At 43.2% G+C, this 9,502-nt stretch carries 10 protein-coding genes and 1 pseudogene; 3 read left to right on the forward strand and 8 right to left on the reverse strand.

Going from position 1 to position 9,502, the window contains the following annotated elements:
- Positions 1–176: 176 nt before the first annotated feature.
- Positions 177–455 (forward strand): hypothetical protein, encoded by a 279-nt coding sequence (locus O9295_RS04275; RefSeq protein ID WP_002735949.1) that lies wholly within the window; start codon positions 177–179, stop codon positions 453–455.
- A 59-nt stretch (positions 456–514) separates the two neighbouring features.
- On the opposite strand, the gene O9295_RS04280 is transcribed toward O9295_RS04275, so the two are convergent.
- Both O9295_RS04280 and O9295_RS04285 read right to left on the reverse strand, forming a co-directional pair.
- Complete coding sequence (locus O9295_RS04280; RefSeq protein ID WP_288031960.1) at positions 515–1,279, reverse strand: ABC transporter ATP-binding protein; 765 nt, start codon at positions 1,277–1,279, stop codon at positions 515–517.
- Positions 1,280–1,535: 256 nt separating this feature from the next.
- Complete coding sequence (locus tag O9295_RS04285; protein WP_288031962.1) at positions 1,536–2,348, reverse strand: inositol monophosphatase family protein; 813 nt, start codon at positions 2,346–2,348, stop codon at positions 1,536–1,538.
- A 61-nt stretch (positions 2,349–2,409) separates the two neighbouring features.
- Between O9295_RS04285 and scpB the strand changes: the two genes are divergently transcribed.
- Together scpB and O9295_RS04295 are read left to right on the forward strand one after the other, a co-directional pair.
- Positions 2,410–2,928, forward strand: coding sequence for an SMC-Scp complex subunit ScpB (gene scpB / locus O9295_RS04290; protein ID WP_002737651.1), 519 nt, complete (start codon positions 2,410–2,412; stop codon positions 2,926–2,928).
- A gap of 135 nt (positions 2,929–3,063) precedes the next feature.
- The gene (locus tag O9295_RS04295; RefSeq protein ID WP_002803308.1) at positions 3,064–3,414 is read left to right on the forward strand and encodes a DUF760 domain-containing protein; all 351 of its coding nucleotides are present in this window, start codon (positions 3,064–3,066) and stop codon (positions 3,412–3,414) included.
- Positions 3,415–3,856: 442 nt separating this feature from the next.
- Here the strand turns inward: O9295_RS04295 and O9295_RS04300 are convergent, their stop codons facing one another.
- The 6 genes and pseudogenes from O9295_RS04300 to O9295_RS04325 form a co-directional block, all read right to left on the reverse strand.
- Positions 3,857–4,726: an NAD(P)-dependent oxidoreductase gene (locus O9295_RS04300; RefSeq protein WP_190723494.1), complete on the reverse strand. Its 870-nt coding sequence runs from the start codon at positions 4,724–4,726 to the stop codon at positions 3,857–3,859.
- 25 nt (positions 4,727–4,751) lie between these two features.
- Positions 4,752–5,411 (reverse strand): annotated as a pseudogene (locus O9295_RS04305) (class I SAM-dependent methyltransferase).
- A gap of 13 nt (positions 5,412–5,424) precedes the next feature.
- Positions 5,425–6,267: a DUF6671 family protein gene (locus O9295_RS04310; protein WP_288031966.1), complete on the reverse strand. Its 843-nt coding sequence runs from the start codon at positions 6,265–6,267 to the stop codon at positions 5,425–5,427.
- A 138-nt stretch (positions 6,268–6,405) separates the two neighbouring features.
- Positions 6,406–7,263 carry a S1 RNA-binding domain-containing protein gene (locus tag O9295_RS04315; protein WP_041803732.1) on the reverse strand — a complete coding sequence of 286 codons (858 nt, stop codon included), beginning with the start codon at positions 7,261–7,263 and terminating at the stop codon, positions 6,406–6,408.
- A 96-nt stretch (positions 7,264–7,359) separates the two neighbouring features.
- Positions 7,360–8,094 (reverse strand): dienelactone hydrolase family protein, encoded by a 735-nt coding sequence (locus tag O9295_RS04320; protein ID WP_287973259.1) that lies wholly within the window; start codon positions 8,092–8,094, stop codon positions 7,360–7,362.
- Positions 8,095–8,225: 131 nt separating this feature from the next.
- Positions 8,226–9,041 (reverse strand): Cof-type HAD-IIB family hydrolase, encoded by an 816-nt coding sequence (locus tag O9295_RS04325; protein ID WP_287973266.1) that lies wholly within the window; start codon positions 9,039–9,041, stop codon positions 8,226–8,228.
- Positions 9,042–9,502: the final 461 nt, after the last annotated feature.

Consider the following 9,502-nt stretch of genomic DNA (forward strand, 5'->3'; position numbering starts at 1 on the left):
TTAGTTAAGTCTGTTTCTGACTTACAGGGATTTCGGGGGTTAATTTTACCTCTGATTGTTGGGGGAATTAGTGCTGGTATCGGGGCAATAATCACCGTCAGCATCAGATTTTCTCTACTCGGTGGCAACCCCTAAATAGCGAGACCGCAACATAGCAAAATATAGGAGTCTAGCTCATGTCTAACGAAACCGTGACTTATTCCCTAGAAGCTGTTCTGACAAGGATCGAGGGGAAAATAGACTCTCTACAAAGAGATGTTAACAAGCTAGAGATAGGACAATCGGAGTTAAAAGGGGAGATTAAAGCCCTAGATGAGCGACTAACCACAGAAATTAAAGGATTAACTGCAAGAGTCGCTAATCAGGAATTTACCAATCGAGGGATTCTAATCGCTTTGGTTGTTGCCATTTTAGGAGGGGCAGCCAAACTTTTTGGTTTTCTTCCCAATCCCTAACAGATATCTAATTAGGAAGTTGCCGTTTTCTTTTCACTGATAACTGAAAAATCCCCACCCTACCCAATCACCTCGTGTAAATCCGTCGGTGCGAGATTAGGATAAACCACTTCACCATCCTTAAACCAAATAATGCGCTGAGAGTGACGCGCCACATCAGCCTCGTGAGTTACCATGACGATAGTAATGCCACTGTTATTCAATTCCGAGAAAATAGCCATCACCTCTTGGGTAGTTTTCGAGTCTAGCGCCCCCGTCGGTTCATCAGCAAGTAATAATATGGGTTGATTGACAATTGCCCTAGCAATAGCGACGCGCTGCTGTTGTCCCCCCGATAATTGATTGGGTTTATTGTGCAGTCGATTATCTAATTTTACCTTCGTTAAAGCAGCGATCGCTCTTTCCTTTCTTTCTTGGGGAGAAACCCCACCATAAATCATTGGTAACATGACATTTTCCAGCGCACTCATCTGGGGTAAAAGATGGAATTGCTGGAAAACAAAGCCGATTTTACGATTGCGAATCTGGGCTAAATCCCCATCCGGCAGCGTGGAAACGTCCAGATTTTCTAGATAATAAGCTCCCAAGGTGGGACGATCAAGACAGCCGATAATATTCATGGCCGTGGATTTTCCCGAACCCGAAGCCCCCATAATAGCGCAATATTCCCCTTTTTTCAGGCTTAAATTGACGTTATTAAGAGCTTTAACCATGGTTTCGCCACTGCCGTAGATTTTAGATACATTTTCGAGGCGAATAATTACTGGCTGATAGACTTCGGCTTTATCGTTGCGTTGGCTGAGAGAGGAAGTATCAAAACTCATGAAATAAATTCGTGGGGGCAGGGTGTGGGGTGTAGGGTGTGGGGTGTAGGGTTTTAGCGATTTTTAGGGGGTCAATTACCTAATTTTCAGGCAAAAAGTGCCTAAATTTCCCCCCTGATCACTCCAAGGGCTGGCAGTTTTTGATTTCAAACAAGCTTAAAGATATTATCCAACAAGGTTTTTAGATTTATTCAGCCAGCCCTAAATAAAGATAAAACCATTAAATGCAGCTATTCTAACCTGAGCAATTCTCCATTCAAGCAACATCCTTGAGAAAACCGACTAAAGGCAAGAAAACCGGCGCTAAATTCGATCGAGCCACGGCTAAACAGGGATAGGATCGATCGCTATAATTTTCCCCCACCTGCAAGGGAAAAATCTTTTCTCCTAAAGAGATAAATACTCCGCCAGCGGCCTGTAGAATTGCCCAGACCGCAGCAATATCCCAGACTTTCGGGGTTGCTTCCACTCCTCCCAAAACCGTGCCATCGGCAACCAAAAGCAGATTATAACTAGCCACTCCTATCATCCGCACTTTGCAGGGAAAGGGATTTTTTAATATATCTGTACTACGAGCGCAGAGATTAAACAGATGATTTTTGCTGGGAAAATCTTCGCTGGTGTGAATCGGTTGACCATCGCGGTAGGCTCCCTCTGGACCGGTTAAACCCGTCTCACCGTACCAATAACCATAATAGGCCTGTTTCAGGCAGGGGAGATAAACAAATCCGAACACGGGAGTCCCCCGGTAGAGAAGTCCTAGGGAAATGCCCCAGATGGGAATACCGCGAGTAAAATTAGTTGTACCGTCGATTGGATCCACTACCCAACACCATTCTTGATCCGGGAAAATATGGGTAGTTTCCTCGGTTAGGACTCCATGATCCTGGAAAGTGCGGGCAATTAGCGATCGCAATTCCCCATCGGACCAACGGTCGGCAGCCGTCACTAAAGTCCCATCTGCTTTATTGGTGGCCTGTAATTTGCCAAAATCAGCCAGTAAGCGAGCGCCCACCTGCTCGGTAGCCTGATAACAAAAGTCTAAAACCTGACTCCAAAAAGTTTCCATAATTTTCTCGTTCGTCTTCTAGTAGAATATTAAATCATTGTCTAAACTTAGGTAGTCGAGATTGAGCGCGGAAGCCCACCAGGAGATCAGACTAGCTACCCGTCTAGAAGCGATACTTTACCTAAAAGGGCAGCCTGTCCCCTTAACCGAGATGGTGACATTAACCAACAGCGATCGCTTGACGGTGGAAGATGCCATGATCGAGTTAATGTCCGATTATGCCCACCGGGATAGTGCCTTGGAAGTGGTGGAAACCCCCCTCGGTTATAGTTTACAATTGCGGTCAGCTTATCAGAATTTGATCGAAGACCTGATCCCGGCCGAATTAGGCACAGGAACCCTCCGTACTTTAGCAGCGATCGCACTGAAAGAACCGATTTTGCAAGCGGATTTAATTAATTTACGAGGCAGTACGGCCTATCAACAGGTTCAGGACTTGGTAGAACGAGGATTTGTGAGAAAACGCAAGCAAAACGAGGGTAGATCCTACTGGTTAGAAGTAACCGATAAATTTCATCAATATTTCGAGGTTGACAATCTTAGGGAACAGGGTATTCTGGAAGCTACCGATCAGGAATAAGGAGAGAGAGGGTATATTAGGGGTGAATATTTCTGATCACTGAGCTAAACTTGAGGAAGATGGGGGGACTTCGGGCAATCAAGAAGAGCGATTTGTTAACCTAAATCTAATAACCACTACAGCGTGGGAGTTCTGATGACTTTTAATCCTGATTTTTTTCCCTGGGAAACCGAAGAACAAAATGATAACTGTCTGATGCAGTATCTCCAGCAGCAGCATCCTGAAACCCTTGAGAGAATAGCCCAATCGGTCAGTAGCGAAATTAAAGATATTATCTCGCAAAACGTCAAGGGATTGGTGGGAATGTTGCCCTCAGAGGATTTTGCGGTACAAATTACCACCGACCGCGAGAATTTGGCTAATCTTCTCGCTTCAGCGATGATGACCGGTTATTTCCTCGGTCAAGTGGAGAAGCGCCATCATTTAGAATCAATTTTGTTAGCTACAGAATCAATTAAATTAGGCAAAAAACCAAAAATAGATTAATCTTCACCCCAAAAAGATAGAGACACTTTCATCGGTGTCTCTATCGGTTTTTAGCCCCCTTTGGCAAAACTCACCATCACTAAAATCGAGAGCAGGATACCGGGGACAAGTAAACCCGCTAATAATCCAAATTCAGTCAGCGTCATAGGAAAATATGCCCAAAATTCCATCACTTCCCACTCTAACCCCCTCTTCCGGCCACCTCAACAAAGCTTAAGGAAAATTTAAAGCCTTTTACCAGTTTTTCTCCTATCAGTTGTCCGACTAGACAAACCAAAAAGAGTCTTTTTGATGTTGCCAAGCGGTTTATAAGTAGCTGGTTATAATTAAATTAAAAATGGATTTTAGGTTCGATCCCCCCTGCCCCCCCCTTGATAAGGTAGGGTTGATTCATGAATCAACCCTACGCTTGATAAGGGGGGTGTCTGATAATTTTTAACGCCTACCTACTTAATTCTTTTTTCAGCGCCCCGTATAAAGCTGAATAATCGTCCTCTGCGAATCCCATTTCTAAAGCTTTTTCAAGAAGGCGCTGTACTCCTGTTAGGGGAAAAGTATTTAAATCTAACTTCTCCGATTCCTCTAAAAAGAGATTGACATCTTTGAGTAAATGTTTAGTGGGAAAATTAGGGTTAGCATAATTTTCTTCTAACATTCTGGTTAATTTTTTGTCAAAAGTAGGCGCATATAAGGCACTTTGACGCAGGATAGTCATGAATTTTTCTAGATCTACTCCTTGCTGGGATAAAAAAGCTAAACTCAAAGCAAAAGCACTGGTTAGAGCGGCAATTAATTGATTTAAAGCTAATTTTAACGCCGCGGCGGTTCCCACTTCCCCGATTAACATCGGTTCTTGACCAAAATGTGCTAATAAATTTGACCATTGATGGAACTGTTTCTCCGTTGCTCCCACCATAACTAAGAGAGTCCCCTTTTTAGCTTCGGGAATACTTCCTAACACGGGTGCTTCTAGATATTCTCCCCCTTTAGCAACAATTTGATCTCGCAGTTGTTTACTTTCAGAAGGGGCAATGGTTCCCATCTGGATAATAGTACGATTATTGAAGTTGGATTGCTCGGAATTTAATCCTAAAACCTCTTGGATAGCGGCGGCATTAGTTAACATTAAAATCAGACAATCTGCCTCTTGAATTACCTGATCGGGACAGCTAACTGTTTTGGCTCCTAACTGCTGTAAAGCTGTCAATTTTTCTAAGGTGCGATTATAGGCAATAACAGAAATTCTCTGATTTAATAATCTTTCCAGCATTGGCGTTCCCATTAATCCCGTTCCCAAAAATCCAACTTTCATAACTCGATTTTTCCTTATTTATTGATTAGTTTTTACTTGTTTTTATGGCTGTCCAATGACGATTAGAAGACTGATAAATTTTAACATTTTTTAATCCCGATTGCTGGATGAAATCGGCGATTTCTGCTAGGGTAAAAGCCGCTCGCAGCGAGTCTTGAAATAATTGCGCTTGTCGGGGAGAAAAATTAGGATCGATTTCCCTCACCATCCCCTTGATTATTTCCTCGGAATCGGGACGGAATAAATCTCTTTAAAAAATGCCGCCATGGGGTTTTAAAACTCGCTTAATTTCCCGTAAAAAAGGCAGAGGATTTTCGAGATGATGGATTAAACTATTAGAAATAACTAAATCAAATTGCTCGGATTGGTAGGGAAGATTTTTTCCATCAACTTTCTCCAATTTTATCTGTTCTTGACAGTTAGCATTAAGGATATTTTTTTGACCAATTTCTAACATAGAATCGGCCAGATCAATAGCGATAATTTGCCATTGGGGACGTAGTTGACTGAGTATAATCGGAATGCGTGCAGTACCGGTTCCTACATCTAACACCCTAGCATTAATACCGGCCAATTGTACGGCTTCTTTAGCGAAATTAGTATTAACTTCTGTGAAGTCCATGGCATCATATTCGAGCGCTTCTTCCCGATCATCCATTACTTCTGGTTCTAAAATTCTTTCCATAGAAAAGCTATCTTTAGGGATTACAATATTCACAATACATTGGATCGGCAGTTTTTTGACCGTTGGGAAAGAGTTTTTCCTCTCGATAATCACACTTTTGACAACCGTATAGTTCCAGTTTAATCAAAGAGGTGGGAAAGTGACATAAACCACAGGGTAAACCCGATGTTATTTCGATAATATCAAACCCCGGACAACCACAATTAGGGCATAATTGATTAAGTTTTTGAACAAGATTTGCTGTCGCAGCAACAATTGCTTTCATCCGCGTGGGATTGTGCATAGCGCGCATATCGGTTTCTAGGTGTACTTTGCCGTTTTTGTCAAGAATATCTTCAACAATTTTAACTAAATTTTTCTGGTCAGTAATTCCCTTAAAAATATGCTCAGAGTCGAGAGAATTTTTATCAAACATCACCACTAAACCATGACTAGGAAACCCGATTTTTTCGGCAAATTCTAAAGCATCTGCTAGATTAGTTACAGTTTGGTGAGCGTGATTAGTTTCCGTGACTATTGCTTGACCAATTATTTCTAGATTATGGACTCGATCGAGCAATAAAATCAATTCACGATTACAGGAAACTAGCGGCAAGTTAGGATAGGGATAAAAACTACCCTCACTAGCAATTCCGATATCGTATCCCGAAAGCTCGATCGCTTCTTGTGCCTTGCTGCGAGCGGTTTCAATTTGTGTCCCGATGCGCTTAATATCCCGGGTAAAAGTGCCAAAGCGATCGGTATTAAAATTATCGGGTACAATCACCTTAAGGCCTATTTCTTGCGCTAAAATCGGTGCAATCACCCGCTCTTTTCCGTGCATAGTCCCTAAAATTGCTATCCGATCTTGAAACATCTTTGTCAAGTAAAAAGGAGACAGGAGACAGGAGACAGGAGACAGGAGACAAATTCACCTGATAACTGATGGTGGGTTACGGCGAATACTAAATAGGTGGTAAAATATCTAAGTTATTGTCGCCTAACCCACCCTACGCTAACTTTCTGGGTTTTTTCCCTGAGCTTGTTTTAATCTTTCTGCTGCTGTTTCCATGACTTCTGCAAAGTTTTCGAGAATTTCGCCGGGGTGCGCTTCGAGGATTTTTGTGGATAGGGAAATGCGATTTTTATATTCGTCAATTTCCGCGACTACCACTTTAATTGCTTGACCAACTTTAAAGAAAGTCATGGGAGAATTAAAAGAGGCTCCTGTCACCTGTTTAGCATGGAGTAATCCCGTCACTCCACCGCAATCGACAAAGACACCGTAGGGTTGTAATTTAACCACGGTGCCACTTAATAATTTACCCACAGCTAATTGACTGATAGCGTTAGCGCGAGCAATTTCTCGCTGAGATAAAACTAATTTATTATTTTCTTGATCGATTTGAATAAAAGTTGCGGTTAAAAGTTGTCCGATGAGGGAATCTAAATCATTTTTTTCGATTAAATGGGAGCGAGGGATAAATCCTTTTAATCCCTCCACTTCCCCCGTCACTCCCCCCTTATTCACCCCCGTGACGCGCAGCTGCACCGACTTGCCACTTTCAGAGATTTCCCTGACATTTTCCCAAGCTTTTTGTAGTAATAATTGCCGCAGAGACAGGGTAACTTGTCCTTCCGCGTCCTGTCCACGGGTAATCAGAAAATCGAATTCTGCATCTATGGGTAAAGCTTCGGCAATGGAAGTAACATTTTCCAGGGAAATTTCCCTTAAAGAAATAAAAGCGGAGGATTTGCCGCCAATATCGATGAATGCTCCATCGGAGGTGTGTTGATCGACTCTCCCGCGCACGATCTGCCCTTTTTCAAATTGATAATCGTATTGATCAAGAGCTTTGGCAAAATCGTCCATGGAAAAGGCAGGGTTCGGTGTCATGATAAATAGAATGGTTACAAGTATAATTTCGATCTGCTTCCAGTGTAAGCTGAAGCTTGAGGGGTCAGACCATTAAGATTTAAGAAGGCTAAATAACTCTAGCACATGATCCCAAGCAGATTTGGCCGCATTAGCATTATAACTAGCCCTTTGGTCGCAGAAAAAGCCATGGTCGGCATTTTCATAGCGGAAAACTCGATGAGGAATTTGATAACGGATTAATGCGTTTTCTATCTCATCCACTTGCTTTTGAGGAATACTCGCATCTAACATCCCGAAAAATGCGTAGATTGTCCCTTTGATTTGGGGAGTCACCTTCACTGTCCCTTGGCCACCCCCAGGGGTTCCCGTGGTGATTCCTGCACCGTAAAAAGAGGCACTAACTTTGATATCCTCTAGAGTGGAGACAAGATAAACCAGATGACCACCAAAACAAAAACCGATCGTGCCGACACCGGTTTTTTGCACCTGTGGCAAACTATAAAGATAATCGATGGTGGCTTGGATATCGCTGATTAATTCGGCTGCTTTGGTTTGTTCTTTGTACTGACGACCGATTTCGATATCTTCTATACTGTACCCCGTTTCAAAACCAGGAGCGAATCGCTGATAAATGGCAGGAGCGATCGCTATATAGCCTTCTTGGGCAATTCTGCGGGTGACATCGCGAATATGGTCGTTTACGCCGAATATTTCCTGAATCACGATAATTGCCGGATAAATTCCCACCCGATCGGGAATGGCTAAATAGGCATCTATGTCAATATCTTTGTTAGGAATCGTAACAGTTTGCGTATTAATAGTCATAATTTTCTCGGTGAAAAGGGTGTTAGGGTTGTAGGGTCTTAGGGTTGTAGGGTTTTAGTTGAATTCCCCCAATTCCCCATCTCCCCAATTCCCCATCTCCCCATTCCCCAATTCCCCAATTCCCCAATTCCTCAAATCAAAACAAACTTTTCCAAGGCCGCAGCCACCCCATTTAAGTTTACACTAGGGGCAACCCAATCGGCTTGATCCTTAACAGCTTGGGGAGCATTACCCATGGCAACACCGACACCCGCATAGGTGAGCATAGAAACATCATTAAAATTATCACCGATCGCCATAACGTTTTGCGGTTGTAATCCTAGGATATCTTCGGCCAAAAATTGGGCGGCGCTTCCCTTAGTGGCCTCAACGTGGGTAACTTCAAAAAAAGTCGGACTCGATTGGGTAAAGTATAAATCTTGATTTTGATAGCGTTGCTGTAAATGATGCCAAATCTCGGCGATAAATTGCTTATCTTCCCCCATGGCCAGGATTTTAGTGGTTTTGTGGGCAACTTTGCGTAAATCTCCCACTGCTTGGGCAATAATACCTGATCGCTGCCGATAGAATTCCGTTTCCGCGTTTAATTGCCGCACATAAAGCACATCGTCCATATAAAAATTAAGGGAGATTTTCTCTTTCCATTGGGGTTGTTCGAGATAATCTAAAAGATCGATCGCCAAGTCGGGGGAAATGGGAGTATGTCGATGGTGAACTTGGGAAACAGGATCTTGAATCCAAGCGCCATTGTAAGCAATTAAAGGTAAAGTGGATTTAAGGCGTTTATGAAAACGTAAAGCCGAGCGGTACATCCTACCAGTGCCAATAGCGACGGGAATTCCCTTTTTTTGGACGGCCGAGACAGCTTGCACCACAGCTGGATTAACCTGATTGTTATCACCGGCGATCGTTCCATCCACATCAACAACGATTAAGCGAATATCCACAGTCTTGTCCCATTCAACGGTAACAGTTATTGACACTCTCGCCGTCAAGCTACGCTGTGACTGGAGATTCTTGCTTCTACTCCTCTTAACTAGACACAATCGGAAGACTATGCCCCCGTCAGACCGAATCCACAAGCGTTTTAGTTTAACGTCTACCGACTGCCCGGCGGCGGACGGATCTGAATTTTATTTGTGGGCAGAATTGACCTTAGCCGTTAAGCTTCTATCCTGCTTGACCCGTCACCATTACATTTTCAAGGGCGATATTTGTTCCGAGGTACAAAGGAGCGGGAGGTTTCCGTGATCCCTTACGCGCTTTAATTAGGGGTCGAGAAGGTCGTCACCGACCTCCCCTCCCATTCAGAACCGTGCGTGAGACTTTCGCCTCACACGGCTCCTAGTTTGACTGTTCCCTTGTTAAGGATACCGCTTGACTTCTTTTGGTTTGGTCTAGTATTATC

The organism is Microcystis sp. LE18-22.4A, assembly GCF_027531105.1.
Classification (GTDB): domain Bacteria; phylum Cyanobacteriota; class Cyanobacteriia; order Cyanobacteriales; family Microcystaceae; genus Microcystis; species Microcystis aeruginosa.

What these genes read in the sequence shown, in the direction of transcription:
- O9295_RS04275 (WP_002735949.1), top strand. Translation starts at nt 177, where the DNA reads ATGTCTAACGAAACCGTGACTTATTCCCTAGAAGCTGTTCTGACAAGG.
- O9295_RS04280 (WP_288031960.1), bottom strand. Translation starts at nt 1,279, where the DNA reads ATGAGTTTTGATACTTCCTCTCTCAGCCAACGCAACGATAAAGCCGAA.
- O9295_RS04285 (WP_288031962.1), bottom strand. Translation starts at nt 2,348, where the DNA reads ATGGAAACTTTTTGGAGTCAGGTTTTAGACTTTTGTTATCAGGCTACC.
- O9295_RS04295 (WP_002803308.1), top strand. Translation starts at nt 3,064, where the DNA reads ATGACTTTTAATCCTGATTTTTTTCCCTGGGAAACCGAAGAACAAAAT.
- O9295_RS04300 (WP_190723494.1), bottom strand. Translation starts at nt 4,726, where the DNA reads ATGAAAGTTGGATTTTTGGGAACGGGATTAATGGGAACGCCAATGCTG.
- O9295_RS04310 (WP_288031966.1), bottom strand. Translation starts at nt 6,267, where the DNA reads ATGTTTCAAGATCGGATAGCAATTTTAGGGACTATGCACGGAAAAGAG.
- O9295_RS04315 (WP_041803732.1), bottom strand. Translation starts at nt 7,263, where the DNA reads ATGGACGATTTTGCCAAAGCTCTTGATCAATACGATTATCAATTTGAA.
- O9295_RS04320 (WP_287973259.1), bottom strand. Translation starts at nt 8,094, where the DNA reads ATGACTATTAATACGCAAACTGTTACGATTCCTAACAAAGATATTGAC.